The organism is Amycolatopsis sp. SB7-3, from assembly GCF_041021335.1.
In the GTDB taxonomy this organism is placed as follows: Bacteria; Actinomycetota; Actinomycetes; order Mycobacteriales; family Pseudonocardiaceae; genus Amycolatopsis; species Amycolatopsis japonica.
In genome coordinates this window covers 3438472-3463105 of record NZ_JBFPJQ010000001.1, presented here as the reverse complement: position 1 = coordinate 3463105, position 24634 = coordinate 3438472, and the positions used below count along the sequence as shown (strand labels likewise).

General features: G+C 66.5%; 35 protein-coding genes and 1 pseudogene. 14 read left to right on the top strand and 22 right to left on the bottom strand.

The window, feature by feature from the left end; genetic code table 11:
- Positions 1-45 precede the first annotated feature (45 nt).
- Positions 46-1026, bottom strand: coding sequence for a hypothetical protein (locus tag AB8M46_RS17250; protein ID WP_394360725.1), 981 nt, complete (start codon positions 1024-1026; stop codon positions 46-48).
- Positions 1023-2471, bottom strand: a complete 1449-nt coding sequence (locus AB8M46_RS17245) for a phage portal protein (protein WP_394360724.1) — start codon at positions 2469-2471, stop codon at positions 1023-1025. Before AB8M46_RS17245 ends, AB8M46_RS17250 begins: the two co-directional genes overlap by 4 nt.
- Before the next feature lie 263 nt (positions 2472-2734).
- Between AB8M46_RS17245 and AB8M46_RS17240 the strand changes: the two genes are divergently transcribed.
- Positions 2735-2986 carry a helix-turn-helix domain-containing protein gene (locus AB8M46_RS17240; RefSeq protein ID WP_394360723.1) on the top strand — a complete coding sequence of 84 codons (252 nt, stop codon included), beginning with the start codon at positions 2735-2737 and terminating at the stop codon, positions 2984-2986.
- Positions 2987-3023: 37 nt separating this feature from the next.
- Entirely contained in the window at positions 3024-3365 is a 342-nt protein-coding gene (locus tag AB8M46_RS17235; RefSeq protein WP_394360722.1) for a helix-turn-helix domain-containing protein, read from the top strand.
- On the opposite strand, the gene AB8M46_RS17230 is transcribed toward AB8M46_RS17235, so the two are convergent.
- The 5 genes from AB8M46_RS17230 to AB8M46_RS17210 all read right to left on the bottom strand — a co-directional run bounded on the left by AB8M46_RS17230 (position 3355) and on the right by AB8M46_RS17210 (position 8669).
- Positions 3355-4914 carry a terminase large subunit gene (locus tag AB8M46_RS17230; RefSeq protein WP_394360721.1) on the bottom strand — a complete coding sequence of 520 codons (1560 nt, stop codon included), beginning with the start codon at positions 4912-4914 and terminating at the stop codon, positions 3355-3357. The genes AB8M46_RS17235 and AB8M46_RS17230 overlap by 11 nt on opposite strands.
- 91 nt (positions 4915-5005) lie before the next feature.
- The gene (locus AB8M46_RS17225; protein ID WP_394360720.1) at positions 5006-5461 is read right to left on the bottom strand and encodes a phage terminase small subunit P27 family; all 456 of its coding nucleotides are present in this window, start codon (positions 5459-5461) and stop codon (positions 5006-5008) included.
- A gap of 211 nt (positions 5462-5672) precedes the next feature.
- A complete protein-coding gene (locus tag AB8M46_RS17220; protein ID WP_394360719.1) occupies positions 5673-6032 on the bottom strand; it encodes a hypothetical protein in 360 nt (119 codons plus the stop codon).
- Positions 6033-6042: 10 nt separating this feature from the next.
- A complete protein-coding gene (locus AB8M46_RS17215) occupies positions 6043-6780 on the bottom strand; it encodes a hypothetical protein (RefSeq protein WP_394360718.1) in 738 nt (245 codons plus the stop codon).
- 761 nt (positions 6781-7541) lie between these two features.
- Positions 7542-8669, bottom strand: a complete 1128-nt coding sequence (locus AB8M46_RS17210) for a DUF932 domain-containing protein (protein WP_394360717.1) — start codon at positions 8667-8669, stop codon at positions 7542-7544.
- A gap of 170 nt (positions 8670-8839) precedes the next feature.
- Here AB8M46_RS17210 and AB8M46_RS17205 point away from each other — a divergent pair, with 170 nt between their 5' ends.
- From AB8M46_RS17205 to AB8M46_RS17165, 9 genes are all read left to right on the top strand, one after another.
- The gene (locus tag AB8M46_RS17205; protein WP_394360716.1) at positions 8840-9079 is read left to right on the top strand and encodes a hypothetical protein; all 240 of its coding nucleotides are present in this window, start codon (positions 8840-8842) and stop codon (positions 9077-9079) included.
- Positions 9080-9213: 134 nt separating this feature from the next.
- Positions 9214-9381 (top strand): hypothetical protein, encoded by a 168-nt coding sequence (locus tag AB8M46_RS17200; RefSeq protein WP_394360715.1) that lies wholly within the window; start codon positions 9214-9216, stop codon positions 9379-9381.
- Positions 9368-9574: a hypothetical protein gene (locus AB8M46_RS17195; protein ID WP_394360714.1), complete on the top strand. Its 207-nt coding sequence runs from the start codon at positions 9368-9370 to the stop codon at positions 9572-9574. The genes AB8M46_RS17200 and AB8M46_RS17195 overlap by 14 nt, the downstream gene beginning before the upstream one ends.
- Positions 9575-9736: 162 nt before the next feature.
- The gene (locus AB8M46_RS17190) at positions 9737-10183 is read left to right on the top strand and encodes a hypothetical protein (RefSeq protein WP_394360713.1); all 447 of its coding nucleotides are present in this window, start codon (positions 9737-9739) and stop codon (positions 10181-10183) included.
- Complete coding sequence (locus tag AB8M46_RS17185) at positions 10176-10439, top strand: hypothetical protein (RefSeq protein ID WP_394360712.1); 264 nt, start codon at positions 10176-10178, stop codon at positions 10437-10439. The genes AB8M46_RS17190 and AB8M46_RS17185 overlap by 8 nt, the downstream gene beginning before the upstream one ends.
- Positions 10436-10843, top strand: coding sequence for a hypothetical protein (locus tag AB8M46_RS17180; RefSeq protein ID WP_394360711.1), 408 nt, complete (start codon positions 10436-10438; stop codon positions 10841-10843). The genes AB8M46_RS17185 and AB8M46_RS17180 overlap by 4 nt, the downstream gene beginning before the upstream one ends.
- 8 nt (positions 10844-10851) lie before the next feature.
- Complete coding sequence (locus AB8M46_RS17175; RefSeq protein ID WP_394360710.1) at positions 10852-11226, top strand: hypothetical protein; 375 nt, start codon at positions 10852-10854, stop codon at positions 11224-11226.
- A 100-nt stretch (positions 11227-11326) separates the two neighbouring features.
- Positions 11327-11728, top strand: coding sequence for a helix-turn-helix domain-containing protein (locus AB8M46_RS17170; RefSeq protein WP_394360709.1), 402 nt, complete (start codon positions 11327-11329; stop codon positions 11726-11728).
- The gene (locus tag AB8M46_RS17165) at positions 11728-12126 is read left to right on the top strand and encodes a hypothetical protein (RefSeq protein WP_394360708.1); all 399 of its coding nucleotides are present in this window, start codon (positions 11728-11730) and stop codon (positions 12124-12126) included. Before AB8M46_RS17170 ends, AB8M46_RS17165 begins: the two co-directional genes overlap by 1 nt.
- A gap of 44 nt (positions 12127-12170) precedes the next feature.
- Here the strand turns inward: AB8M46_RS17165 and AB8M46_RS17160 are convergent, their stop codons facing one another.
- The 12 genes and pseudogenes from AB8M46_RS17160 to AB8M46_RS17105 all read right to left on the bottom strand — a co-directional run bounded on the left by AB8M46_RS17160 (position 12171) and on the right by AB8M46_RS17105 (position 18986).
- The gene (locus AB8M46_RS17160; protein ID WP_394360707.1) at positions 12171-12989 is read right to left on the bottom strand and encodes a hypothetical protein; all 819 of its coding nucleotides are present in this window, start codon (positions 12987-12989) and stop codon (positions 12171-12173) included.
- Positions 12990-13092: 103 nt separating this feature from the next.
- Positions 13093-13350: a hypothetical protein gene (locus AB8M46_RS17155; RefSeq protein ID WP_394360706.1), complete on the bottom strand. Its 258-nt coding sequence runs from the start codon at positions 13348-13350 to the stop codon at positions 13093-13095.
- A 239-nt stretch (positions 13351-13589) separates the two neighbouring features.
- Entirely contained in the window at positions 13590-14453 is an 864-nt protein-coding gene (locus tag AB8M46_RS17150; protein WP_394360704.1) for a hypothetical protein, read from the bottom strand.
- Between the two features lie 27 nt (positions 14454-14480).
- Positions 14481-15338 carry a DUF2303 family protein gene (locus AB8M46_RS17145; RefSeq protein ID WP_394360703.1) on the bottom strand — a complete coding sequence of 286 codons (858 nt, stop codon included), beginning with the start codon at positions 15336-15338 and terminating at the stop codon, positions 14481-14483.
- Positions 15339-15346: 8 nt separating this feature from the next.
- Positions 15347-15685, bottom strand: coding sequence for a hypothetical protein (locus tag AB8M46_RS17140; protein WP_394360702.1), 339 nt, complete (start codon positions 15683-15685; stop codon positions 15347-15349).
- Positions 15682-15819 (bottom strand): hypothetical protein, encoded by a 138-nt coding sequence (locus AB8M46_RS17135; protein ID WP_394360701.1) that lies wholly within the window; start codon positions 15817-15819, stop codon positions 15682-15684. The genes AB8M46_RS17140 and AB8M46_RS17135 overlap by 4 nt, the downstream gene beginning before the upstream one ends.
- A pseudogene (locus AB8M46_RS17130) lies at positions 15816-16631 on the bottom strand (recombinase RecT); the annotation flags it as partial. The pseudogene AB8M46_RS17130 and the gene AB8M46_RS17135, both read right to left, overlap by 4 nt.
- Positions 16632-16654: 23 nt before the next feature.
- Entirely contained in the window at positions 16655-17650 is a 996-nt protein-coding gene (locus tag AB8M46_RS17125) for a YqaJ viral recombinase family protein (RefSeq protein WP_394360700.1), read from the bottom strand.
- A complete protein-coding gene (locus AB8M46_RS17120; RefSeq protein ID WP_394360699.1) occupies positions 17647-18036 on the bottom strand; it encodes a hypothetical protein in 390 nt (129 codons plus the stop codon). The genes AB8M46_RS17125 and AB8M46_RS17120 overlap by 4 nt, the downstream gene beginning before the upstream one ends.
- Before the next feature lie 224 nt (positions 18037-18260).
- Entirely contained in the window at positions 18261-18491 is a 231-nt protein-coding gene (locus tag AB8M46_RS17115) for a hypothetical protein (RefSeq protein ID WP_394360698.1), read from the bottom strand.
- A complete protein-coding gene (locus AB8M46_RS17110; protein WP_394360697.1) occupies positions 18488-18667 on the bottom strand; it encodes a hypothetical protein in 180 nt (59 codons plus the stop codon). Before AB8M46_RS17110 ends, AB8M46_RS17115 begins: the two co-directional genes overlap by 4 nt.
- Before the next feature lie 73 nt (positions 18668-18740).
- On the bottom strand, positions 18741-18986 hold the full coding sequence (locus AB8M46_RS17105; RefSeq protein ID WP_394360696.1) for a helix-turn-helix domain-containing protein: 246 nt from the start codon (positions 18984-18986) through the stop codon (positions 18741-18743).
- Positions 18987-19331: 345 nt separating this feature from the next.
- Between AB8M46_RS17105 and AB8M46_RS17100 the strand changes: the two genes are divergently transcribed.
- The gene (locus AB8M46_RS17100) at positions 19332-19676 is read left to right on the top strand and encodes a hypothetical protein (protein ID WP_394360695.1); all 345 of its coding nucleotides are present in this window, start codon (positions 19332-19334) and stop codon (positions 19674-19676) included.
- Between the two features lie 134 nt (positions 19677-19810).
- Positions 19811-20014: a hypothetical protein gene (locus AB8M46_RS17095; RefSeq protein ID WP_394360694.1), complete on the top strand. Its 204-nt coding sequence runs from the start codon at positions 19811-19813 to the stop codon at positions 20012-20014.
- Here AB8M46_RS17095 and AB8M46_RS17090 read toward each other — a convergent pair.
- From AB8M46_RS17090 to AB8M46_RS17080, 3 genes are all read right to left on the bottom strand, one after another.
- Entirely contained in the window at positions 20011-21234 is a 1224-nt protein-coding gene (locus AB8M46_RS17090; protein WP_394360693.1) for a tyrosine-type recombinase/integrase, read from the bottom strand. The genes AB8M46_RS17095 and AB8M46_RS17090 overlap by 4 nt on opposite strands.
- Before the next feature lie 323 nt (positions 21235-21557).
- Positions 21558-22661: a DUF2332 domain-containing protein gene (locus tag AB8M46_RS17085; protein WP_037332105.1), complete on the bottom strand. Its 1104-nt coding sequence runs from the start codon at positions 22659-22661 to the stop codon at positions 21558-21560.
- A 33-nt stretch (positions 22662-22694) separates the two neighbouring features.
- Complete coding sequence (locus AB8M46_RS17080) at positions 22695-23273, bottom strand: MaoC family dehydratase (RefSeq protein ID WP_225949972.1); 579 nt, start codon at positions 23271-23273, stop codon at positions 22695-22697.
- Between the two features lie 250 nt (positions 23274-23523).
- Here AB8M46_RS17080 and corA point away from each other — a divergent pair, with 250 nt between their 5' ends.
- A complete protein-coding gene (corA, locus tag AB8M46_RS17075) occupies positions 23524-24612 on the top strand; it encodes a magnesium/cobalt transporter CorA (protein ID WP_037332108.1) in 1089 nt (362 codons plus the stop codon).
- Positions 24613-24634: the final 22 nt, after the last annotated feature.

Below are 24634 nucleotides of genomic sequence, written 5' to 3'. Positions count from 1 at the left end.
TGCGCCTGTCCGGATGGGGTGGTGTGTGCGCCTGGCGGCGCGGGCTCACATCAGGTAGCCGTAGCGGCGTAGTGCTGCGATCAGCTCCGGGCGCGACGCGCCGGAGAAGTCGGTGATCAGCTGGCCCGCTGTCGGCCGGGCAAGCTGGGACATGCGGTAGCGGTGGCCGGGCTGCGCGCGGAGCTGGCCCATGCGGGTTCCGGCGAGGCCGCGCGAACTGGTGCCCTGGGTGGTGGTCCAGCGCCCCGCTACGGGCATCGCGGCCCGGCGGGCGTTGACGACCTGGGAAAGATCAGCTCCGGCTCGGATCGCGGCGGCGTTCCCGGCACCGAAACTCGAGTTCTGGTCGTGCTCGGTCATCGAGTCGAACAGCGCACGCGGATGGTTGTCGAGATTCGCTTCGCGCCACTGTTCGCGAGTCACCGGGGTCATCGTGCAGTCGCACCGCGGATGCCGCCGGAAACCTTGGGAATACCGGTATAGCCGTCCCGCCAGGATGATGCAGCGGTCGCACGCCGGGAGCCGGACGACGCGTTCGTACCCCGCCACCCTGGTGTCGGCGATCAGCTGCGCCTGGGTCGCGGTGCGTCCGGCGTCGGTGATCTCCGTGGCTGCATAGGTCAGCGCCCGCCGAAGGCCGGTCAGCACGGCGTCGGCGGTGGACATCCCTGCGCCGATGTCGGCGAGCAGCCGGACGAACAGCAGGTCGGCCAGTGACGCGAGCGGCAGCCCGGTCGTCGTGACCCCGGCGAACGCGGCCGGGACGACAGCGGGCATTTGCGCGGGAGCGGGCTCGTCGGCCAGTACCTCGGCGACATAGGGGGTCGCCAGCGCGGCGGCGTTGATCTGCCCGGTGCTGATCGCGGAGACCAGCACCGGGGCGACCTTGGCGGCGAACGACGGCCGCAGGGCTTCAGGGTCCAGGCCGCGCCAGACGCGTTGCACCTGCTCGACCTGTCGCCGGACGATCGCTTGTGTGGAGTCGAGGTGATCGGTCCCCAGCGTCGGAGCGAAGGCCGTTGTCACCGCGGACCGGTGCCCGCGGCTACCGGAGCGCGGGCGGAGGTTGCCGGCTGAGGTTCGGGCGTCGGCTTGACCCCGTACTCGCTGGCCGGGTCGTACATGGCTCGGGTGACGTCCTCTCGGTCTTCGCGTTCCATGTCGAGGATCTGGGCCTGGGTGAAGTTCAGCGTTCGGCGGGCCATCCTGCGGGGCACCAGCTTGTCGGCCTGGTAGAGCTTCACCACGGCGTCGGACTTCTGCGCGAACGTGGGCGTTGCCGCGTCCGCCCACACGGTTTCCATCCACCGCGCGGACTCGGGCACGGAGCCGTCGCGCACCAGTAGGACGAGCCGCATGATCCGTTCCCACGCCGTCTCGAAGCCCTTGATTCGGCGCTCAGCTCTTTTGACGTGCCGAGCCTCGGCTGCGCGAATTCCGTCGGCAGAGGCGGGGTTGTCGCTGGAATAGCCGAGGTTGTGCAGCGCCATCCCGGACACCGTGGATACCTGGGTCGCCAGCGCGCGGAGAGTGTTGTGGAAGTTGGTGAGATCCGCTTCGGCGAACTGGCCGACTTCCGCGCCGTCGTCCTTCTTGGTCTTCGACGTGGACCAGATCTTGCCCGCGATGGTCTGCCAGACCGAGACCTTCTTGCCGTCCTTGTCGGTGAAGTCGTCCTCGTCGAACCCGAGCGCCCAGCGGCGCGGCATCGCGTGGAATTCCGCGCTGATCATCATGTCGGTGGCGATCTTGCAGGCCGCGTCCGACAGCGGGATCACGTCGGCCAGCTCGGACGTGCCCAGCGGAGCCCACAGCTGCGGCCGGTTCACGATCGGGACCACCGGGACCTCGCCGAGGCCGTGGTCGTCACGGGAGACCTCGACGTATCCGCCGCGCTCGGGCGAGACGACGAACGTCACGGTGTAGTCCGGTAGGTACAGCGTGAGGTAGTAGCGGACTTGGTCGTCGGGGAGCTTGTCGTGCCACCGCTTGATCGCGGCGACCACTCTGCGGGTGGCCGGATCGAGTTCGACGTGAACTTCGAGCGGCGACTCGATCGTCACCAGCGGGTATTTCGCGTCGGCGGCGCGAGGATTGCTGCCGACGATCGCGTACGCCCGCTTCATCACCATCGCGGTGACGTGCGCCTGCTGATATCCGGCGTCCAGATCGTTGTACTGGGCGACGTGGGTCAACTCGGTGTCGTTGGCAGGTTGCCCGCCGAGCCGGAAGCCCTGGAGATCGATCCGCTCCTCCAGCGCGTCGACGACCAGGCGCGGCCAGTTGATCACGACCTGCCGCACGCGCTCGTCGAGCGTGTCCACCAGCTCGGGGTGCATGTACGAGAGCTTCTGAGCGCCCTCGTAGTAGTCGAGTAGCCTCCGCAGCTCGGGCAGCTCGTTGTTGTGCCAGTGCACGAGGCGGTTGATCCACTGCCGTTCGAGCTGGGTGGGAATGTCGCCTACAGCCACGGTCACCCCCTCCGCGCACCGCGCGTAGTCGAGATGACCGGTTTTGTCACTTCTTTGTCAGTTCGCCCGTGATCGATCCGCTACCGTCCGTCACATGATCAAACGTCGAACGAAGACCGCACGTAAACAGGAGCGACCTCCGGCCCCGTATGCGGACCACTACGTGCCTATCGGGGTGCTCGTATGTATTGCAGCGGGCTTCGACGTTCCTCAACGGCAGCTGAGCGGGTGGCTGGCTCCAGAAGTCGAGCGCAGGCAATCGCATGGCGCTTGAGTCGACCGGCGTGTTTATTCGCCAATGCCGGAGCAGACGGAATCTGACGCAGCGTGCGCTGGCCGAGCTTTGCGGGATGGGTCAGGGAACGATCAGCAGGATCGAAACCGGGAGCGAACCCATCCGATCAGTGGAGACCCTTATGACGCTGGCAAGAGCCCTGGAATGCAGCCACTTGTCGATACTGGTTCGCCTTGAGCGCGACCACACGAACAACACGGGAGGCTGGCGTGCCCGTTAGGCGACCGCCGGGTGAGCTGCATGCCTACCAAGAACGCATGTTGTGGATGCTCTCGTCGGACAAGACGCTCCCTGACACGACAACCTTCGGCGGCTACGTTCTCTTCAATCGAGTCACGAAGAACCTGGCTCCGGAGTCCGTCGCCCGACAAGCAGGGATCTCCGAGCGCCGCCTTCGAGCCATCGAAGAGGGGGCCGTGCTGTTGTACGAGCTGGATCCGCTTTTCCGGCTCTCCAAAGCCCTGGGGTTGGACCCGAAGTTATTGGCAGTGCGAATGTGTGTCGAGATCGACCCGTCCGTTGACGCGGTGAAAGAACGCCTGCCCGCCAACCGCGAGGAGTTCCCCGCCGCAGCCGGCGAGCCGCCGATTACCGGATGACCATCCGACCGGAGCGATTGTGCTTGTGCGCCAGTTCGCGCCATCGAGTAATCGCCATTGCGGCGGTCGGCACGGCGTCGATCCTTTTCCCGACGGCCTGGCGATCGGGTTTGTCCGGCCGAACTTGGTCCGCGTCGCCGGGCGGATGGCGGACCTCGACCGCGTCGAAGCACCACTCCGCGACCGGATTCGCGTGATGGGTCCAGCCGCGTGACTTCGTGAGCGCCATCAGCTCCGTCATGCCGTAGGTGAGGCCGCGGTAGGTCTGCGGGATCGGCGCGAGGTCGAGACGGGTCTTCTTCTGGATCGCCTGTCGGACCGGTTCGCCGGACCACTCGTCGTATCCGGCCGCCATGACCTTGAAGGTGGCGCAGTCGGCCGCGATGTCGGCGTAGATGACGTCGTAGTCGATGACGTCGCCGGGCGTGACGGTGATCCATCCGCCATCGGCCCACTGGGAGACCCGGCCGTTGGTTCGGCTGTCGAGGAACGTCACCGCGGATTCTGGAAGCCAGAACCGCCAGAGCATCGACGGCTCGCCGTCGAGACCATCCGGGACGAGGAGCGACCACGCGGTTAGGTCGAGCTTGGCCGCGAGGTCGAGCCCGCCGTAGGCCCGGCGGCCCGCCAGTTCGGCGCGCAACCAGTCCGGGGCGGGGGCGACGGTCCCGGCACACTGCCGGTACAGGTGCATCGGCATCCAGCGGTGAGCCTGCTGGACCCACTGATTGAGTCGGTACTGCCGGAAGGCATTTTCCTTGCTCGGATCATTTCGTGCCTCGGCAGCTTCCTGCCGCAGCGAGCGGATCGAGAGGAAGTCGCCCAAAGCGGGGTTGGCCAGAGGCCAGTTCTTTTCGTCCCACGGGTCGGCGTCCTCGGGGACGTTGCGGACGTACGCGAAGCGATGCCGTGCGCGGTCCGGGTCGTCCTGGATGCGGACGCACTCGTCGTGCTCAGAGCGAGCGAAGCTCGCCGGGTCGTCCCCGGCCGTGGTGGCAGCGATCATCATCGGCTGCGCGCGGGTGCCCATGCCTGTCCGCATCGCGTCCCACAGCCGGGCGTCGCGCTGGGTCAGTACCTCGTCGAAGACGACGCCATGCGGGTTGTGGCCGAGGTTGCCCGCCGCATCGGCCGCGACGACTTCGTAGTAGCTGCCGGTGCGCTCGTCGATGATCCGCTTGATGTGGTCCTTCACGACCAGGCGTGACGACAGGACCGGGGACAGCTTCACCATGCGCGCCGCTACATCGAACACTTTCGCGGCCTGGCCCCGGTCCATCGCGCAGCCGTAGATCTCCGCACCCTCCACGCCGTCGCCGACGAGTAGGTAGAGCGCGATGAACGCCAGCAGTTCGCTCTTGCCGTTCTTGCGCGCCAGCTCGATCCAGCCGATCTGGAACCGGCGGACGTAGGACTCCCATTCCGGATCCCACACGACTTCGCCGAATAGCGGCTCGACGATGTCCTTGCGTTGCCACGGCGCGAGTTCAAACGGCCGGCGGGACCACTTGTCCTTCGTGTGCACACACAGCTCGGAGCAGAACGCCACGGCGTGCCCTGCGCGCGGTCGACAGAAGTGATCACCGCGCTTGCGGCAGGTCCGCCCGTCGAGGGTGAAGCCGCACTCCGGCAGCCGGGGCTTACGAGAGGAGGCGCTCGGCGCTCGGCCCCTTGGCACCGGGGGCGTCAACCTTCAGCTGCGAACGATCGGACGGGGTGAGCCCGAACCTCGCGCCGTACTGCGCGAACGTCGTCTCGGCCTCGCGCTGCACGATCAGCGCGGGGTTCTTCACGAAGCCGTTCGGCCCTTGCACCAGCAGCGCAGAGCCGTTGACGAGCTTGGTCGCCTGTCGGTAGCGCGCGAGGGCTTCGCAGACGATGACGAAGGCGTCGATGTCCCAGGCGGTGAGGACGCCGACAGCGATCAGGCCGGGAGCGAGCCTGTCCCACACGGCGCGGGCGTCGTCGGACAGCTCCTCGGGCGCGGTGACCTCGTTCTCGGGCGGGATCGGCTCTGCGTGGTTGATCCGGTCGGGCCGGTCGCCGTGGAGCACCTTCAGTGCTGTCGGCTTCGGCTTGGCTCCGCGTGCTCCCACGATCGCCTCCCTTCGTACTGGGGTGGACACGACGAAGCCCCCGGCGACGGGGAGACCGGGGGCTTCGTCGTGCGGTTGAAGGGGTTAGGTAGCGGAGCTGCGGCCACCGGCCGCGCCCGCCGCGCGGATGCCGAGGCGACGGGCCGCGCCACGGATCATGGCTCCGCTGACGTTGACGAGCGAACGACGCATGTGTGCTCTCCTCCTTCCTCTACTCGTCTTCCATCGGCACGCCGAGCGCCCTGGCCACGGCGTAGCCGTCCATGTACTTGTCTCCGATGGGGAGCAGCTTCGCGTTGCGGAGGAACTTCTCCTTGTCCTCGCGTGTCTTGAAGCAGACGGCGATCCAGTACTCGGAGTCGGTTGCCAGGCGGAACCGCTCGGCTTCGCGCTTCGCCCGATCTCGGAACCCCTGCTGTAGGGCATTGAGTTCCTTACGGGAGTCCTCCGGTAGGTCTCCGGTGTACTCGACATCGGCCAGCGGATCAGGTTCCGGGTCCGCGTTGAGCTGGGCCAGCACGTCAGCGTTCGACCCGCCCACCGGGGCGGCTGCTCCGGCAAGCTGGGCCATCAGGTCATCGTTAGAGTCGGGCACGGAAGAACTCCAAGTCGCACAGCGGGAACCAGTCCAGGATCCGCTCGTAGTCGGCGGGAGCATTCCTGCGGATCGGTTCGAGGAAGCGAAGGTCGAGCCCGTCGAACGTCCTGTTGAACCACTCGTAGTCGACTGGCAGCGGGCACTTGTTCTCGGCCAACGCCGCCCTGACGTGCCGGATGCGCCAGTCCCAGACGGGCGACACCTTCATCACGTGCAGCCGGAGCGGCCCGTGTCCCTTGATCGCCGTGCGACGGTTAGGCGAATCCGCGGCGCGGATGCCGTCGGCGGTCAGGGTGGTGTCCGGGTCGAGCCCGTAGTACTCGGTGCACAGCAACCGCGAGACCGTCACGTAGTCCGGCTCCGGCAGCTGGGCAGCTTCGATGATCAGCCGTCGCTCCGGCGGCACGAACGTGAGGTTGTTCAGCCACCGATACAGCGACGGGTGCGGGAGCTGCGGGATCGTCACCCCGAAGAACTTCTCGAAGAACGCCAGCGACTCGTCGACGAACTCCAGACCGGGCACGAGATAGAAGTGGAACGGCCGGACCTCCACCCCCGCGTCCCGAAGAGCGAGCCAAGCGGCGAGTGAGTCCTTGCCCCGGCTGAACGCCAGCAGCACGGGCACTCCCTTGCGAGCAAGCTCGGCCCGGACCTCAGCCGACGGTGTGACCCCGTCGATGACCACCGGGGCGGTCTGGTCGGCGGTCGGGTTGATGGCCACCGGCTACCTCCTCCCGGTCGACGTGCACGGCGGGTTCCGGAAATGTGTCGGCACACGGACGGGCCTGGCTGACGATCGGCTTTTGCCCCTGGGGGGAGGGGTAACCCCCTGGGGTCGTCGGCGGGCGCGGCCAGGAAGTGCCGGCATGGACCAGGTGCCCCTGCCTCGTCCGGCGTGCTCCGGCCTACCCGGCTCCTCCACGGGTGGCGGGGTCTCGGGCGGTGTGCCGGTTGTGGCACGACTGGCACAGGCCCCGGCCATGCTCAGGCCGGTTGGGGTCGAGCCCTTGCCGGACCAGCGAACGACGGGTGACCGGCCAGTGATCGGCCACTGTGGACGGCTGTCCACACGGTCGGCCCTCATGCTGCGGGCACCCATCGGCACACCTGCACACGGGATCACGGGCAAGCACTGCGGTACGGAATGCCCGGTGCCCTGCTGTGCGGTACCCCTGCTGTGCGGGGTCGAGCCTGCGGCGGGTAGCGGCCTGCTGTGCATGCTCGGCACAGCGGCCACCTGCGGGGGCAGGCTCACCACAACCGGGCAGGCTGCATACTGCGGGGGCACGGTACGGCACAGGTGGCCCCCTGCCTGCCCTCTGCGGCAACGGAAATACACCAGCGGCACCGACACCGAGGGGACGGAAATACACCCCTGTGCGGGGCTCTCAGCGGCCGGAAATACACCAGCGGCAGGAGGTTCCGGGATAGGGCAGTGCCCCCCTGCCTGTTCGACAGAGGGGCACTGAGCGGCACGGTTGGTCACTTGGCGGCCACGATGTCGAGGCTCTTGGAAAATGCCAGGTGCTTGAGTTTGTTGTACTGACCAGCGAAAGATCGGTCGGCCCTGGCCAGCTCGGCGGCATCGGTGCCGACACCGGGGATCGGAATTTCCCAGTCCAGGTACTCGGTGATGGAGTTGTAACCGGCCCACACGGTGCCCCGGATGTTCTCCTGGGTGTCGGCATTCTTAAACAGACCATTGAGCGAGTCCCAGTGGTCATGCTCGGGCTTTTTCCAGTCATCCAGGGGCTTCGAGAACTTTTCCGGCCACACGGCCTTGATCAGGTCACCGAAGGTGTCAGCCGACATCTTGGTGTTGATCATGCTTTCGGCTTCGGCCTTGAATACCTCTGTCCACTCGAAATTGACCTTGAGTGCTTCACGAGCTTCGGCAATTCGACCCTGTAGCCCCTTGCTGTGCCGGAAGGTGTACGAGGACCGAAAGTTCCGGAGAGCAGCCCTCTCGGTGTTGGCACAGACCACCCGGACCGGGGTGGTGATCACTTTGAGACTTCCCTGCCCGGAGTAGTTGTTGAAACCGGCCATGTACAGGCCGATTTCATCGACACCACCGATGGTCACAGCTTCCGGAAGCTGCATGGTCAGGAAGATGTCCCGGCCATTCCGGAGCGAACCTCCGGTGTCGAACACCGAGCCGGAAGTGTCCACAATGGTCTGCATGAATTCAGCGAACTGTTCGGGCTGAATGATCGGGTACTCACCGGACACGATGCCGAGGTTCTGAAGCTCACCGGACATCGGAACGGTGCGGTAGGTGCTCACCCAACCATCCACGGTCAGCAGTTCGGCGGTGTCCTCTTCGGTCACGATGGGATCGGAGCCCCGGCCCTCATCCTTGGGTACCGGGCACTTCTGGGTGTGCTTGGCACCGATCTTTCGGTTGCACTCATGGCACTTCTCACCAGGAACCACAGCGGTGAGGCCCATCGACTTCCGGATGTTCCAGTTGGACAGGTGGGCCAGGTCCAGCACTTCCTGTGCGGTCATGGGACCGGGGGCAACGGTGCCGAGACGATGCCAAGCGGGGGTACGGGCAGTGGCGAATGCGGTACTGCCATCGGCCAACTGTTCAAGCTCATGTGCCATTGGGGTGTCTCCCTGAGGTGTTCCTGCCTTGTTGACCCCACAACAATGCAACCACGGTGTGCCAATCAGCAACTTACTGTGATTCATATCACTTTGCATTGCTGACCGGAAAATCCTGTCCCCATGCTGACCAAGTCAACAAGGCAGGACAGCAGCAAGGGAGACAGCGAGTGAAGCTCAAAAGGGGGCGGAACATCCGGCCCAGGAAGGAAGTCCGAGAAGCGGTCTACCTGGTCGGTCTCGACCGAGGATGGGACGCGGCGAACTTCGCGGAGGCGTACGGCGGTGACCCCGAATCGGGGATCGGCAACCATGTCGACTCCAGAACCGAAGGCTTCGCCGACGGTTTCCGCAAGGGGATCGAGCGATTCCAGAACGGCCAGTTCGCGGATGGGACACCGATTTCCTGATGTCCCATCGCCCCGAAGTAGAACAGGATGGCCGGTTGGTCGTCGCGTTCTGCTCATGCAACTGGACTGAGGAGCACCGGTCTTGGGAGGCCGCCGAACGGGCGGTCTCCCGCCATCCGGCCCCTGTTCCGGTCATGTGCGCCACCTGCGGCTACGAGCCGCCAGCCGAGGTGTACGAGGAGTTCGAGCGCGGCGTGCTCGCGAGTCGTGAGGACTTCGACGACCGCGTGGCCGCACTGCACATGGCCTTCGACGGTGCCCACTACGCGAACTGGTGGGAGGTGGCGAATGACCAGCGATGAGAACCGCCGCCCGGTGCGGTTCGAGGGGTCGGTCGTCTTCAAGGACGGCCGTACCCACCTCGTTCGGATCTTCCCTGGCGGCTTCCTGCAATACGCGGGAAGTGCTGAGCAATGGCACGGAGCGGAGCCCATCTTGCACGCCCTCGCGGCAGCCTTCTCTGCCGCGATCAACGAAGAGGAACGACATGACTGAATCGGCACGTCGGGCGAATCCCGCGTCCCGAGTGGACTACTCAGACCCCGAAGTTGCGGTGTTGGCGAACACCCCGGTCGGGGATCTCGTCGACGACCACAACAACGGGCGGGGCGATCGCTTGGCGCTCCTGTTCGAGATCGCCGATGAGGAGGGCTGGTCGTGAAGCTCATCATCTGCGGCACGTGCAGCCGCAGGCTGGACGTCTACGTCGATGCTTCCGGCGTTCGGGACATCCACCCGCCTTCCTACGTCGCGGACCACGAACCGGTACCCGTCGAAGCGCCCGACGGCTGGCGCGGGCACTGCGACTTCTGCTTCAGCGACGAGCCGGTCGCGGTGTTGCCCACGAACGACTTCCCCGTGCCGCACATGCCAGCCAGCCTCAGCCGAGGCGACTGGGCGGCGTGCGGGATGTGCTCGACGCTGATCGGGGCCGATCGATGGGAAAGGCTGGTCAAGCGCTCGGTGCGGAAGACTGCGGACCATCACGAGGTCCCGGTGGACGTGGCGCTGCTGGTCTCCACCATCGCCTTGTTTGCCGCGTTGCGCGAGAACATCCGCGGACCGCTTCGTCCGCTCGCGGAGGAGGCGGGTTCCGATGGATAAGACGCTCGCCATCGTCTCGGTGAACGTAGGCGACATTGTGCAGATTGGCCTGTCCAGCAACTACTTTCACGTGACCGACGTCCGGGAGCCGACCCATCCGGCGGCCCCCGGCCTGGTGTGGCACGGCAGCTACTTCCGATGGGCCGAGGGGCTTTGGGGCGAGCCGACGCTCATTCACATGCACGAGGGCAGGGCGATGCCGTACGTGGTCGACCAGGCCACGCGCGAGATGTTCGGCTGGGGTGATCTGCCATGAAGCACCCGCCGAGCCATAGTGGCTGCCAGGTGTTCTTCTTCGGCGCTTGGCGGTGGTGTGTCACCCGCGCGAAGGAGCTGTTGGAGGTCCACGAGTCGGTGGCCACGTTCCACGAGCACGCGTCGCTCGCTGGCATGGACGAGTTGCTGCCGTTGAAGCCAGCGCCGGAGGGCTACCTGAAGCTGGTCGAGGTCAAGGTCGACGTCGAGTACGCGATGACGAAGACCGACCTCACCGAGCCGATCATCGTCGCACCAGTCAGCAGTCCATCCGGCGAGTTCTTTGGCTTGATGGTCATCGACGGGTGGCACCGGGTCTACCGGGCGATCTCCGAGGGCCGGGAGACCTTGCCCGCATACCTGCTCAATCCCGCCGCCGAAGAGGCCATCCGCATTCCACTGTAGGAGACACTGTGAGGTACGAAGTCCTCGTCATCGAGGAGATCCGCCATACCGTGCACGTCAAAGAGGACGAGCCGAAGAAGGCGGAGGCCGCCGCCCTGGGGGTGGTCAGCCGTGGGTACTTCGAGGACGGACACTCGACGTCGACGCAGCGTGTGGTCGGCGTCAGGCGACTCGATCATCCCGGTCCGAACGTCCGGGTCGCTTCGCATCCGAATGCTCGGACGCATGCCGCCTTTCCCGCCGGGTCGATCAACGCGCTGTGCTCGGCGCGCTCGCGGGACGACTGGGGCGAGCAGACGTCCGCCCCTGTCGACTGCCAGAACTGCCTGAATATTCAGGCAGGCCGGGGCCGTGCGGGGAAGGCCCCCGACTTCCACGAGTGAGTGAGGTGAACATCCTGTGACAGGCGACAGCCCCGGTCGCGTTGCGGCCGGGGCTATCGTGTCTTCCTGCAAAGCGTCAACAAGGCAGGGAGACACCCGGATGGTACGTGACCCGCTGATCCCTCGGTTGGTCTCGGTGACTGAGGCGGCCGACATCGTGGGCTGCTCGCGCCAGAACATCAACGTCTTGATCAACGATGGCAAGCTGCCCGCAGCGCGTGCAGGGACCACGCTGGTCATGTCCGAGGACACGGTGCGCAGGTATGCGGCGGGCGAACGCTTCGGCTTTCCGACGTTGCTGGTGATCAGTGCCTTCGACGAGAAGACCGATGGCTGGATCGAGCGCGACCGCAAGGCGGTTCCGCCGGACTACGTTCTGCCGACCCGTTTCACTGCCGGGGACATCGGCACCGCAGCCGGCGAGCCGTACCGGGTCGAGCTGCTGGACAACTCGGGCAAGACGCTCGCCGTCAAAGCCGTGGAGACGGAAGCAGTGAGCTGATGGGCGCGCTCCTGGACCTGCCGCCGGAGGCGGGCGCTTGGCAGGTCGAGATCCAGTCGGACAGGTTCCGCTTGCATCGAGGCCAGGCGAACGACTTGACCACGTTTCCGTCGACCGGCTTCTCGTGCCCTGAGGACGCACTCTCCGGGCTCGTGGTCACGTTGAAGCTGGTCGCGACCACGAAGGCGTACCTGGATAACCCGCGCCGCCCGGTCGGCCCGTGCGCGATCACCCTCGAATCGGGTCGCGCGAGCATTCATATCCCGGTGATCACAGACGGGGCACGCCTCGGGATCCGGTACGGCGAGGTTCCGATCCTGCTCCGGCGGGTGGAAAGCCTCTTGAGCGGGACTTACGGGGAGGTTGTCCGGGAGGATGGCCACACTTCCGGACGGTGATGTCACCGATCTTGCACGCAGGTCAGGACGTTCGCAAGGTCAGATCACGCGGTGTGGCGCGGCTTACTGGCGTGCGCCAGCGCGAGGTCCCGCACGTCTCCGAATCGGAACACCGGACGGCCCCGCGCGTTGATGCCGTGCGGGACGATCCGACCTCGGCTCACCCAGGAGTCCCAGGTGCCGCGCGGGATGGTCTTGCCCAGCAGCAGCCGCGCCCAGCCCAACGCAACGGGCGCGGTGACCCTGAGGTCGACCGCGTACCGGATCATCCAGTTCCGCCGCTCCTCGACATCGTGTTCGGTGGAGCAACTGCCGCACTGCACCCGGCGCTGGCCGGGGCGCGCGTAGAGGTGGTCGGGGCACCTCTCGCCTTCGACCAGCGCGTCACACGGTCCGGCGTAGATCCGGTCGGGTGGGCGGTCGATGACCCGGCGGACCCGAGCGACGACGTGAGTGATCTCGTCGTGCAGCTCGTCGGCGGCCGGGTGCAGTGCGAGCAGTCCGGGCAGTCCGATCAGCCATCGGACCGTGCCCGCGGTGGACCTGGTCGGCGGGAGCAGGTGCGGGTTGGACTCGTGCACCTCGCGCGCCCAGGTCGAGATCGTGGAGGCGAGTACCCAGCTGATTTCGCTGGCGCCTTCGTGGAAGGGCATCGGCTGGCTCGCCGAGGCGGCGGTGGCGTCGCTGCTGGCGGCCATCGTGTGCTGTCTGGACAGGGTGATGCCCAGCTCGGCGATCAGGCCGTGTTCACCGTCGCGAGAGACGAGTTCGCGGAGCGCGGCGATCAGTTCGGCGAGGCAGCCGCTGCACAGCATGTCGTGGGTCGGGCGTCCGCAGCCGGTGACGCAGGTACGTTCGGCCATTACCCGAGCACCGCCCAGAGCACCGCGAAGACCACGAGGCAGACCAGGCACATCGCGATGAAGACGAGTTCAGGCCACGAGGACGGGGGCCGACGATGCGTCATCACGGCTCCCCGTATCCGGCGGCGTGCAGCAGCGGCAGCAGGTCGGCGAGCTCCAGCCGGACCGGCATCGTGTGCCGAGGATCGGTGACTTGCACGATCTCGGGGTCGCGGGCTGTCTCGATGAGCGCGGCGAGGTCTCCGGCGGGCAGCCAGACCCACCAATCGCCAGGATCACTCTTTCCGTCGCGGCGCTGCACCAGCACGCCGTAGTCGGCACCGGCAGTCACGGCCTGTTCGGCGGTTTGGCCGAGGATCACGGCTACGTCGAGCGTGGACAGGTCGGCGCGGGCCTTGACCTGCCAGACCAGACGCGGAGTTCCCCGGACGTCGCCGCGGTCGGCGCTGGTCCGGTCGCTGCTGCGCCAGCCGTTGTCAACCTTGCGCTCCGCAGCCGGCCAGCCGTGCTGCCGAAGGAACTTGGCAACATCGCGCTCGGCGCGGATGCCCTTGTCGCGATTGGCCCGCCCGATCTGCGCTCGGGTTCGGGTGGTGCTTCCTACAGGTGATCACCCTTGGCTGTCGTGGTGTCTGAGCGGGACTTCATCGCCGCGCGGACGAGATCCATGCCGCGCGCGGCGCGTTCCCGCGCGCCGGGGTCGTGGTTGCACAAGACGGTCTCGACGTAGCCGTTCTCGTCGCACATGTCGCAGGCCGCGATGGCTCGCGCCCGGTCAGCGGCCCGCGTCCGTTGCTCGCTGGTTCGCCGCGCGGCGATGCGGGCGGCAGTGGCGGTGTCCCAGCGCTTCCGGTTCTCGCGGGCCTCGGCGCAGGCTCGGCACGGCGGGGGGTTCTCGTCGAGACGGTGCGCCGAGCACCGCGACGGCGGTACGTCGCCGCCTGTCTCGCGCCCGCGCGCCCTCCCTTCCCTTCCTTTCCCTTCCTTTCCTTTCCCCGTGGTAGAGCTACCGGATTCCTCCTGTAGGGGTGGTGGAGGCTCGATACCTGCGGATTGGGGATAACCGGCTGTTTCCTCTGGTAGGTCTCCAGCAGTCCTCTTAGCCGGGTACCGGACGGGCGAGGGGCTGCCCTCTTCGACGGGCGGCAGCTTCGATGGCGTGGGCTTCTGGATGCTCTGGTGGTCGTGCCAATTCACGATCGCCAGGTACCGCCGACCGCCCACGGTGTAGCGCACAATGCGCTCGTGGGCGGCCAGCGTTTCCAGGTCCTCTTCGATGTCGGCGAGCGACACGTCGTCCAACGGCCAGATGTCGCCCTTGATCAGCCTCGCGTTGTCCTTGGTGCGGCCCTGGTCGTCACAATGCGTCCAGAGACCGATCCATGTCAGGCGCGCACGAAATGGCAGCGCCGACACGTCCTCGGACCGAAAGAACGAGGGCTTGATCGTGCGGATACGGGGCACAGCGGGCCTTTCCCCGTTGGTGGGCGGTCAGAGAGCGAAGGGTTCAATCCGGGGTGCGGCACCCAGTAGAACCGGCGCTTCCAGCGTGTCGGCGAGCATCTGACGAACGTCAGCGAACGCCTGCCGGTGGACGAGGTCCGGTCGGTCGAGCCGGTAGCCGATGCCGAGCTGTCCGTCGCGGATGCGCCAGCGCAGCCGGGCGGTGACCTCGGTCGCGGGCAGGCCGAAGAACGGGGAGACCGCGATCGTGAATTCCGCGGGCACCTCCAAGCGTCCGCTCGCTCCGGCCTTGGCTGTGGTCTCCTCGCTCCACGCGAGCTGGACATCGCCGGAGTTCAGACGTGCCCCACGGGAGAACGAGGCATTGCGCCGCGTCTGGAAGGTGAGGGCGATCTCCAGCATCGTCGCGGTGTCCGGGTTGACGATGGTGTGTGCGTGGTCTTCCAGGTGTTCGGCGAAGTCCTCTTGGGGCATCAGCGAGCCGTGGTGCCGGAGCCATGCCTTCCAGTCGTCGTCGTGCTTGAGCTGGAGGACGGCCTGGTGGTCGCGCCATCCGGGGCTGAAGCCGTCAGAGTGGTCGTTGAAGGTGGCGGTGATCCTCAGGTGGTCCTGGTCGGCCCACACGGTCGTCGACCTGGTTGCCAGCCGGGCGACGTAGGCGGCGAAGTCGCTCGGATCGGTGAGCAGTGCGGTACCGCGCGGGCGGCGTGGCTGGTCAAGCAAGCTTTCGAGATCGGTTGTATCCACGCGCTCGTCGTTGCGCAGCGTGCGGACGACCACGGACTTCTCCGGCGCAAGCTCGAACGGCGCAGGTGGGGCGGCCTCATCGGCGCGGCGCTGGATGTCGGCGACGACGGCGGCCGTCTGGTCAGGGGTGGTGGCCACGAGATCTCCTATTCAGTGAACAGCGCGGTCTGGCGCGGGTCGTTGCGGATGAGTTCGCCGGTGTCGGTGGCGAAGAAGATGCTTTCGGAGCGCTCGTGCTCCGGCAGGCTGCACTTGATCTGGTCCGCGACCATGACCGCGCCGCGCGTGCGCTCCTGTGGCTTGATCGTCAGCGTGTAGGTGATGCGGCCGACCTTGCGGGTCTCCTCCACAGCCAAGACGAGATCGCGCAGCGCCTCGGACAGTTCGGCGTGGCTCTTGCCTCGGCGGTGTTCCATCAGGAACGCGGCGAAGTCGCGCGGCTCGGCCTTCTCCTCGGCCTTCGTGTCGGTATCGGTGTCGGTCACGGGCGTTCCTCTTCCTGCACTGCGGCGGCTTCCTCACGGACGAGCTGCCGGACGTTCTGGGCGAGGCTGATTCCTGCGCTGATGCAAAGCAAGGCGGTGGTGATCAGCCGGATGGTGTCGGTAGCGCGCTTCATGGGGTGGGTGGCTCCTCGGTCGGGGCTTCGTCGAGTGGTGGTTCCAGCTGGCTGGTCTCCTCGGCGGGCTCGGCGTCGATCACCTCCCCGTCCATGTCGGCGGTGAGGTCGTCGAGAGCGTCGGCGTCCAGGTCGGTGCGGACCGTGCCCTCGGCCGCGATCGCCCGGTTCATGACCGTCGCCATCGGCAGCCACTTGGCGAGCTGGCGAACGGCCGTCTTACGGGCCATCGCCTCCCAATCGGTGACCCACGGCCCCCGCTTACTCATGCGGGAGCGACCCCGGATGGCTTCGATGGCACCGACGTCCAGGACCTCGAACTCCGCGCCGCCCTCGATCAGCGTCGCGGCGGCGTAGACATCGGTGATGCCACCGCGGTCTCCTCGCGCGGGGCGGTGCACCAGGTCGGGATGCAGGCCGTAGGAGTAGTCGAACTCGTCGGCCTCGTGCACGACGCGTGCGGAGATGTTGCGCAGCTGGCCGGAGTTCCAGGCGAGCTTGATCAGTCCCCGGTAGCCGGGGATGAACGTCACCTGGTCCCCGAACGGCACCAGGTACGACTCGCCAAGCGGGCCGGGTTCGAGACCGAGCTGCGCGGAGGTCATGAGCGCGCCGAGGAGCGATTCGGGGCGACAGCGCATCAGGTCGTTGTTCTGCTTGATCACGGTCAACGCGACTCGTGTGAACCGCTCGGGATTCAAAGCGGTGCCGTGCAGTGCGCGGGCGATCTCCGGCTTCTGCCGCTCGATCAAGGTCCGGATGTCTCCGCCGCCTCCCGTCGCGACCGTGGTCTTGCGATGGGCGAGCGCGGCCTTGGCGTTGGTGTTCGCGGTGCCTACTGCTGATCCCTCCTGGCTGTCGTGGGGTAGGTCAGTCGGCGGCTCGGTGGCCGCTCGGTGACGAAGGCGGTGTAGAGGTCGGGTTCCTCGGCGGCGAAGGCCGCGTAGTCGACCGTCCGCGACGGCTTCGCCGGAGCCTTGTGGGTGGCGACCTTGGAGCCGTCGAGGTGCGCCACCTCGGCCTCGCCCATCTCGGCGCGCAACCGGTTGTCGATGGCCGTTCGTTCCAACTCCAGCAGCTTGATCTGCTCGCTCAGCTCATGGCGGCGCGCGAGGTGCTTGTGCCACAGCGGATCGAGGTCGACCGTCTCACCGGGAGTCGACGGCCAGCGCGACAGTGCCCGCCGAGTGATCTCGGAAGGGTCGGCAGGCGGGGGCTCGTCTCGCTGGACGTGGCTCCAGAACTCGATCGCGCCGTCGGTCAGGTCTCCGATCAGATCATCGTCTCGCTCGATGATCCGTTCGAGGTAGGTGTTCGTGTCCAGCAGCGCGACGAGGAACGTCCGGGGAGCGCCGAGCAGGTGCATGTACCACTGGACCTGGCACACGTAATGGATCGGCACGCCGTCGTCGGCCCATTCGGCCGCTGAGCGGTGCCCGCCGGTCTTCGCCTCGACGATCCCGGCCAGCTCGCCTGAGTACTCCCATGCCAGGCCGTCGACGTTCGCCAGCATCCACGCATGCGTGCGGTCGGCGTAGACGCCCGCGCCGCCGGTCAGGACGTACTCGGGGTGCCGCTCGTCCCATTCCCGCAGCAGTACCGGTTCGAGCACAGTGCCCCAGTGCATCCGCTCGGTCGCTGCCTCGTCGAACTCGACTTCGATCCGCCGGGTCTTCTCCAGCCACAGCTGGAACGGCGTCTTCCATGGGTTGAGTCCGCACGCGGCGGCCACATCGGACCCGCCGAGTCCGAACGTCCGGGCGAACAGCCAGTCCTCGTGCGGAGCGTCTGCCGGGAGAATGACCGGCACGTCCAGGAACCCGGCGGTCATGATGCTCTCCGTTGGCTGCGAGGAATGGCCATCGAGGAGAGGTCGCTGACCCGCAGCGGCGTCTCCGAGACCCACCATCGATCGGGGCGGGCGCTCTCCTCCATTACCTCGATCAGCACATCGGGCACTTCGTACAAGAGCGCCCATCCACGCCAAGGAACGATGGTGGCCGTCGATTGGACAGATGCCCGGTTCAGCGTCCGATCACAGGTGATCCAGTTCGACGTGAGCCCGAGGCCCCAGCGATCAGGTACCGCAAGGTCGGTCAGCCAGACGAGCTTCTTGCTGAGCAGCGGATGCTTGTGCGGCAGCAGGAGACCGGTCCGCGCGATGCCGTGCGCGCCGTGGTCACACGTGAAGTGGTAGTACGTCTTCGGCCGCGACAATCACTGACCACCGACCCGAACGTCGAGCGGATGGGTCCGGTACCACTCGTGCGCGTTGTACATCGCGACCGAGTGCGCGGTGGTGTTGCGCTTGTTCGAGGTGGTGATGGCCTCGCGCTCTGCTTGCGGGAGCCTCAGCCAGCAGCCCCGGCACGCGAAGAACTCGGCACGTACCTGTCGGCCACAGCCGCCGGGGCAGTCATGGGTTCGGTTGCGCGCTGCCCTCAGTCCTGATCACCGTCACCGCTGTCGTCGGCGGGCTGGGCGCTGGCCTCCTCGGGCGCAGCCGGCGGGACGTGAGAAGTCAGGGACGGCAGCTGCTCGCGCAGGTCGTTCACGGTCGCGTTGAACACGGGCGTGTCCGGGTCCGAGGTCACGAGCACGGCCGCGAAGGCGTCCTCTTCGGACTCCGGCGCGGCGTCGGTCGTCGCCTGGTCAATCTGGGTCTCGGTCACAGCAGCACTCCCGCGATCATGAAGCCAAGAACGAAGCCGAGGCTGGTCATGGCCGCGACCAGTCCAGCCACGACCTTCGGCGCGGCCCGGACTGCCGATGCGACGCGGCGTAGCGCCGCGACGCCGCGGTCGATCTGACTGAGCCGTGCATGCCTGCCTGTCGGAACGTCGAACATCAGTCTGGCTCCCATCCCTCCCCAATCGGTCAGTCGAGGTAGCGCCGCGCCACCCCGCGTTCAGGTGATCTCGTCAGGCGCTCTTGCGGGAGCGCTCGGCGCGCTCGGCCTTGGAGCGGTTCTTTGCGCCTTCCTCGGCCCGCCGGGCGAAGTAGTCCTTGATCCAGGACTCCTTGACATAGGTCCGGCCGCCGTGCTGGAACGTCGCGATCCAGCCACGTCGCCGATAGCGGTAGAAGGTCGGCCTCGTAATGTTCAACCGTTGTAGAACTTCGTCAAGCGGATACGCTTCTTCGTCAGCTGGGATCTGCACTGCCACCACCCTCCTTCGCTTGTCCCATAGCTCCGCCCTGACACGTAAGTGCAGGTAGACCGCGCGTGCGCTTGAGATACGAGGTTCGTTCGCGTCAAGCGGAGCCGTCTTCGACGTTGCCACTCCGTTTGCGAAAAAGCCAACTTTTCTAGCGAATGTGAGACGACGTGCGCCCATCTTGGTGGCATGGTGAGACGACGACTGACCCAACTGGGTGTTATGGAGGAGGGTCCGGCAGCAATCCGGTCATAAACTTGACAAGATCCGTCCCACCCGAACGGCCTACTGGCCTGCGTTTTGAATCGCGGGACCATAGACCGGGTCTGCTACCGCTAGTCGAAGGATTTCTGAATGCCCGCCGAACACCTCGAAGCACTGTTCAACCGCGCACGGCCGGGGGTGTCGCGTGAGCAGCTCGCCGAAGAGGCAGGCGTCGCCCTTCATCAGCTGAACTACCTCTTCCGCCCCGAGCGTGCCGATCGACTACCCAAGTGGGAAATGGTGCGAATAGTCGCCAAGGTGCTGAACGTCGAGGTCAACGACGTTGTGCAAGCCATGGCGGCCGACGACGGCATCAGTCTGGAGTCCGAGGCAGAGCAGGACGAACAGGGATTGTTGACCGACTACCGCATGTTGTCCAAGCGTGACAAACGAGCAGCTAGGGCGGTCATCCGCACACTCGGAGAGTGTCCGTAAAACATACGTTGGGCATAAGAAACATGTGATACTGCTTTATAGCTGCAAGTAACGTAGGACGAATGCAGCGGGAACGTGCGCCATTCGGTCGAGGGGGTCTCAGCCGCGCGCCGAGGAAGGGAGAGTGGCCCCCAGTGGTCGACCGGATCGAGTGGGAATTCGGCCCTGCGGACCAGGAGCAGCCGATCAAGGTCGTCGACCGCGACGGCCACATGCTCATCAGCTGGCGAGCTGGCCAGCCTCCGACATCAGGGATATTCAAGCTCCTGAACGCGCTGACCGATCGTCCTGACGACGACCGGCCAGCCGCGCCCGAGGGGCCGTCCGACACCGGCTAACTGGCGACCGTCTGCTTCGGCGCGTCCGCCCAATCCCTATGAGCGGGGAAGCTGAGGACCTCGGCGTTTGGCATCCCTGCGATCTCATGGGCACGAGCCATCCACGCTTGCTGGCGTCGGGTGTTCACGTCCTTGATGTACTTCTGCGATGTCGCCAGGCTCTTGTGCCGCAGCACTGCCATGATCACCGGAGCGGGCGCATCCGCCTCGGCAAGGTTGTTGCCGGTGTTGTGCCTGAGATGGTGGAACACGGGTCGCTGGCCGGGGAGCCCAGAGCGCTTCCAGGTCTTGGTCAGCACCTTGTTGGGGTAGTCCGAGTCGATCGGCTTGCCCAGCGTGTTCAGGAAGACGAAGTCCTCCCGGTCGACGGAGCCTCGCCACTTCCGCAGCACTTTGAGGGCGTTCACCACGACTGGCGGCAAGGCGACAGGCTTGGCCTCCTCTCCCTTCGGGAAGGTCCGCAGCGTTCGTCCGGGCTCCATGACGTCCGAGACCAGGACATGCGGGTCGGCACTGTCGAGATCGAGCCGTTCCCATCGGAGGCCGGCGATCTCCCCGGCGCGGAGCCCGACGAAGTATCCAAGAAGGATCGCGGGCCAGAACCACATCGGCGCGAACGCGAGCAGGACGTACAGCTCCTGCAAGGTCAGGTAGCGCGGTGGCCGGAGGCGGTGTGCCTTGACCCAAACGTCGGCTGCCGGGTTGTCGGGACGTACGCCATCCTTCTGGGCCTGCTGCATCATCGCCCGCAGCACCCAGATCCGCTGTTGGCGGATCGACGTCGACATGCCTCGGGCCTGTTCGGCAGCGTCCCAAGCCTTAAAGTCCGTCTCGGTCAGCTCGTCCAGCATCCGCTTGCCGAACGTCTTGTTGAGGGTATTCACGCCGTACTTGCGCGCTCGGCGGGTAGCGGCGGTACCTCCCTGGGTCGTCAGCCAGAGAGCGGCGTACTCCTCGAACGAGTACCGCCTCGACTGGCGTTGCACGGGAAGGCCCGCGTTGGTGTACGTGCCGTCGATCCACTGACGTAAGACCTTCGCCGCGGCCTCGGCCTGCTCGTAGTACTCGAAGGTCTTCGAGCCGTCCGAAGCGGGGACGCTCTTCTTCCTCTGAGCTACCGCGTCCCAGACGTAGGCCCGGTATCGACTGCCGGATTTCCGATGGATTTCCTCAACGCTGTACCCGAGGCCACGCCTGGGTTTCCGCGTCTTCGTGGACATTGAGGGATCTGCCTCTCGCCGTGCGCACGCGCGGCGATCCCTGCAAGGCGACGGTAACCCGACGGCAGAGAGCTGATCAAGCTAATGGGCGAAGTCCATGCCCATGCCCACATCCCTGGTCGTTCCAAGATCCACTGATAAGCCTCTGACCTGCGGTAATCCTTGATCACCTCCATGTCATGCCCTCGGGTCCATGAAAGCCTCCTTGAGGGACCCAGAGTCCCTCAAGGAGGCCTTCACGGACGGACGCATAAGGCGCGGCGTGAGCAAAGCCGGAACTCGCGTGATCAGGGGCGTGACTCGCGTGATCAGGCACGGAAACGCTAGACCGGCAGCCAGGTCATCCGCTGCCCGTGCGGCGCCGTCCTGGCCAGCGCCCGCACGTCCGGGACGCCGGACTCCCACCGGACGAGCCCGAGCACGGCCTGGTCCACCGGTTCGGCCAGATCGGCCCTGCCGGGCACCAGCGGCTCCAGCGCGGCGGCGTAGAACTCCTCGCTGACCCACCACAGCGGCCGGTCCGCGGCGAGCTTCCGGAGCGCTTCGAGGAAGTCGGCGCGCCGCTCCCCCAGGTACGCCAGCACGTGGCTGGTCAGCACGACGAGCGGGGCGTCGGCGGGCAGCGTGGCGGCTGCCGAGGCGAGATCGTCGACGGCGTCGCCGGCGATCAGCTCCGGCCGCTGCTTGCCCTGTGCCGCCGCGGCCGTGCGCAGGAGCCGGATCCGGTCCGGCTGGTCGGCCCAGACACACGCTTCGAGCCAGGCGAGTTCGTCTTCGTCGGCCAGGTCCACCGGGGCGCGGTCGAGGCCTGCGCGGGCGGTGATCGTCAGCTTCTTCGGCACCTTCGGCGTGACGGCGCCGGGCGCGAGGTCCAGCGCGCAATGCAGGCCGACGGCGGTCTTCGCGGGTCCGGCGGTGAGCTGTTCGCCGCCGTCGCACTGGTAGCGGTAGGCGTATTTGTCCAGGCCGAGGAGCAGGCCCGCGCTGCAGCCGACCTCGAGCAGCGCGATCTTGCCGCCCGCCTCCTTCGCCGCCGCCGTCACCGCGGGGTAGAGCAGCGCGGCCCGGCGGACCTCGTTGGTCTGCGTGTACCGCGAGGAGATGATCGCGCGCGCCTTGTCCGCCCGCTCCAGCAGGAACGAGCGGAACAAGGGCCACGTCTCCGAGTCAACGCCGTCGAAACCGCCGACGGACGGGTAGTACCGCGAGAGCGGGTGGATGGGGTCGGCCTGGATGAGCCGGTGCGCGGTCGCCATGAGCAGCGTTCCGCGTGCTTCACCGCCGCGAGCGTCCGTCAGCAGCCCGGCGACGTCGTCGTCCTCGGCCGCCTTCGCCGCCAGGTGCTCGTACAGCGGCGAAACACCGGCCGCCTCGACCGTCGCGAACTTCCGCAGGCGGTCCTTGATCTCATCCAGCCCGATGGGCATCGACGCGCTCCCTTTTCCCGTTCGTGACACCCATTATTCGTGCGGCACGGGACGGCCGGGCTGTTCACCGCCCCTGGAGTCACCGTAGGACCGCTTCGGCACCATCACCTTGCGACGGAACACACAGACGATCGTGCCGTCCTGCTTGTAGCCGCGGGTCTCGACGTAGACGACCCCACGGTCGTCCTTCGATTTCGACGGCGTCTTGTCCAGCACCTCGGTCTCGCCGTAGATGGTGTCGCCGTGGAAGGTCGGCTTCACGTGTTTCAGCGATTCGACCTCGAGGTTGGCGATCGCCTTGCCGGACACGTCCGGCACCGACATCCCCAGCAGCAGCGAGTAGATGTAGTTGCCGACCACGACGTTCTTGCCGAAGTCGGTGGTCTCCTCGGCGTAATGCGCGTCGAGGTGCAGCGGATGGTGGTTCATGGTGATGAGGCAGAACAGGTGGTCGTCGTACTCGGTGACCGTTTTGCCCGGCCAGTGCTTGTAGACCGCACCGACCTCGAACTCTTCGTAATAGCGACCGAACTGCACCCATTCCTCCTGCACGAGTAACGCGGCGTGAGCCTGGAACGACAGGCCTTCGTGTTGAGGAGTACCCTCGACCATTGGTGTCGGGTCGTCAACGCGACCCACACCACTGCGTAACCGTCCGCCGAGCCGAAGGAGGTGAGGAACCCGATGTCCAGTGGCGATAGTCCGCTTCCTAGTAGTCGCAGCGTTTCCGCCTTCACATCTCGCCGGATCCCCACCTGGCAGGGCTGACGAAACCGGGAACGCTGGCCTAGCCGAGCGGCCCCCCGACCGCTTGGCCCGTCGTCTTCGCGCTTCAACGCACGACGTCTGCCCAGGAGATCCCATGCCTGCCATTCCCTCGCTCGGCGGCCTTCGCGGCCGGAGCAACGGCCGCGCCAAGAGCGTCCCCGAACGCCCGCTGCCCGTCCCCCTTTCGGCGTACGTCGTCGATTGCGCGGTGTACGTGGAGGGCAAGCGCCTGCCCGGCCGCTGGACGCACGCCGAGGCCATCAAAGAGGTGCGCAAGCGGCACGCCGGGTTCGTCTGGATCGGCCTGCACGAGCCCGACGCCGTCCAGATCCAGGGCATCGCGGACACCTTCGGCCTGCACGAGCTGGCCGTCGAGGACGCGCTCGAAGCACACCAGCGGCCCAAGCTGGAGCGCTACGACGACACGCTGTTCATGGTGCTGAAGACCGTCCGGTACGTCGAGCACGAGTCGCCCGCGACGGCGAACGAGATCGTCGAGACCGGCGAACTGATGGCCTTCCTCGGCCGCGACTTCGTGATCACCGTGCGGCACGGGAACCACTCGGGGCTCGCGAGGCTGCGCCGCGAACTCGACCAGGATCCGGAGCGGCTCGACCTCGGGCCGTCCGCGGTGCTGCACGCGATCGCGGACCACGTCGTCGACCACTACCTCGACGTCACCACGGCGATCGAGTCGGACATCGACGAGATGGAGACGCACGTCTTCGCGCCGCGCTCCAAGGTGAGCGCCGAGCAGATCTACTTCATGAAGCGCGAGGTGCTCGAACTGCGCCGAGCGGTCATGCCGCTCGGCACCCCGCTGCAGCGGCTCGCCGAGGGCTACACGCGGCTGATCCCGGACGAGGTCCGCTCGTACTTCCGCGACGTCTCCGACCATTTGACGACCGTTTCGGAGCGGGTCTCGAACTTCGACGAACTGCTGACCACCCTGGTGGACGCGACGCTGGCGAAGATCACGCTCCAGCAGAACACCGACATGCGCAAGATCACCGCGTGGGCGGCGATCATCGCGGTCCCGACGGCGCTCGCCGGCATCTACGGGATGAACTTCGACTACATGCCCGAGCTGCATTGGCGCTTCGGCTACCCGGTGGCGATGACGGTCATCTTCGGCGTCTGCATCCTGCTCTACCGAATATTCAGGAAGAACCGCTGGCTCTGACCTTTCTTCCCCTTTCGGTAGT

Bases quoted from the DNA above. Each gene is read 5' to 3' on its own strand.
- AB8M46_RS17240 (WP_394360723.1), top strand. From the start codon at position 2,735: ATGGCGCTTGAGTCGACCGGCGTGTTTATTCGCCAATGCCGGAGCAGA.
- AB8M46_RS17235 (WP_394360722.1), top strand. From the start codon at position 3,024: ATGTTGTGGATGCTCTCGTCGGACAAGACGCTCCCTGACACGACAACC.
- AB8M46_RS17220 (WP_394360719.1), bottom strand. From the start codon at position 6,032: ATGGCCCAGCTTGCCGGAGCAGCCGCCCCGGTGGGCGGGTCGAACGCT.
- AB8M46_RS17210 (WP_394360717.1), bottom strand. From the start codon at position 8,669: ATGGCACATGAGCTTGAACAGTTGGCCGATGGCAGTACCGCATTCGCC.
- AB8M46_RS17200 (WP_394360715.1), top strand. From the start codon at position 9,214: ATGTGCGCCACCTGCGGCTACGAGCCGCCAGCCGAGGTGTACGAGGAG.
- AB8M46_RS17195 (WP_394360714.1), top strand. From the start codon at position 9,368: ATGACCAGCGATGAGAACCGCCGCCCGGTGCGGTTCGAGGGGTCGGTC.
- AB8M46_RS17185 (WP_394360712.1), top strand. From the start codon at position 10,176: ATGGATAAGACGCTCGCCATCGTCTCGGTGAACGTAGGCGACATTGTG.
- AB8M46_RS17180 (WP_394360711.1), top strand. From the start codon at position 10,436: ATGAAGCACCCGCCGAGCCATAGTGGCTGCCAGGTGTTCTTCTTCGGC.
- AB8M46_RS17170 (WP_394360709.1), top strand. From the start codon at position 11,327: ATGGTACGTGACCCGCTGATCCCTCGGTTGGTCTCGGTGACTGAGGCG.
- AB8M46_RS17165 (WP_394360708.1), top strand. From the start codon at position 11,728: ATGGGCGCGCTCCTGGACCTGCCGCCGGAGGCGGGCGCTTGGCAGGTC.
- AB8M46_RS17160 (WP_394360707.1), bottom strand. From the start codon at position 12,989: ATGGCCGAACGTACCTGCGTCACCGGCTGCGGACGCCCGACCCACGAC.
- AB8M46_RS17135 (WP_394360701.1), bottom strand. From the start codon at position 15,819: ATGAAGCGCGCTACCGACACCATCCGGCTGATCACCACCGCCTTGCTT.
- AB8M46_RS17125 (WP_394360700.1), bottom strand. From the start codon at position 17,650: ATGACCGCCGGGTTCCTGGACGTGCCGGTCATTCTCCCGGCAGACGCT.
- AB8M46_RS17110 (WP_394360697.1), bottom strand. From the start codon at position 18,667: ATGTTCGACGTTCCGACAGGCAGGCATGCACGGCTCAGTCAGATCGAC.
- AB8M46_RS17100 (WP_394360695.1), top strand. From the start codon at position 19,332: ATGCCCGCCGAACACCTCGAAGCACTGTTCAACCGCGCACGGCCGGGG.
- AB8M46_RS17090 (WP_394360693.1), bottom strand. From the start codon at position 21,234: ATGTCCACGAAGACGCGGAAACCCAGGCGTGGCCTCGGGTACAGCGTT.
- AB8M46_RS17085 (WP_037332105.1), bottom strand. From the start codon at position 22,661: ATGCCCATCGGGCTGGATGAGATCAAGGACCGCCTGCGGAAGTTCGCG.
- AB8M46_RS17080 (WP_225949972.1), bottom strand. From the start codon at position 23,273: ATGGTCGAGGGTACTCCTCAACACGAAGGCCTGTCGTTCCAGGCTCAC.
- corA (WP_037332108.1), top strand. From the start codon at position 23,524: ATGCCTGCCATTCCCTCGCTCGGCGGCCTTCGCGGCCGGAGCAACGGC.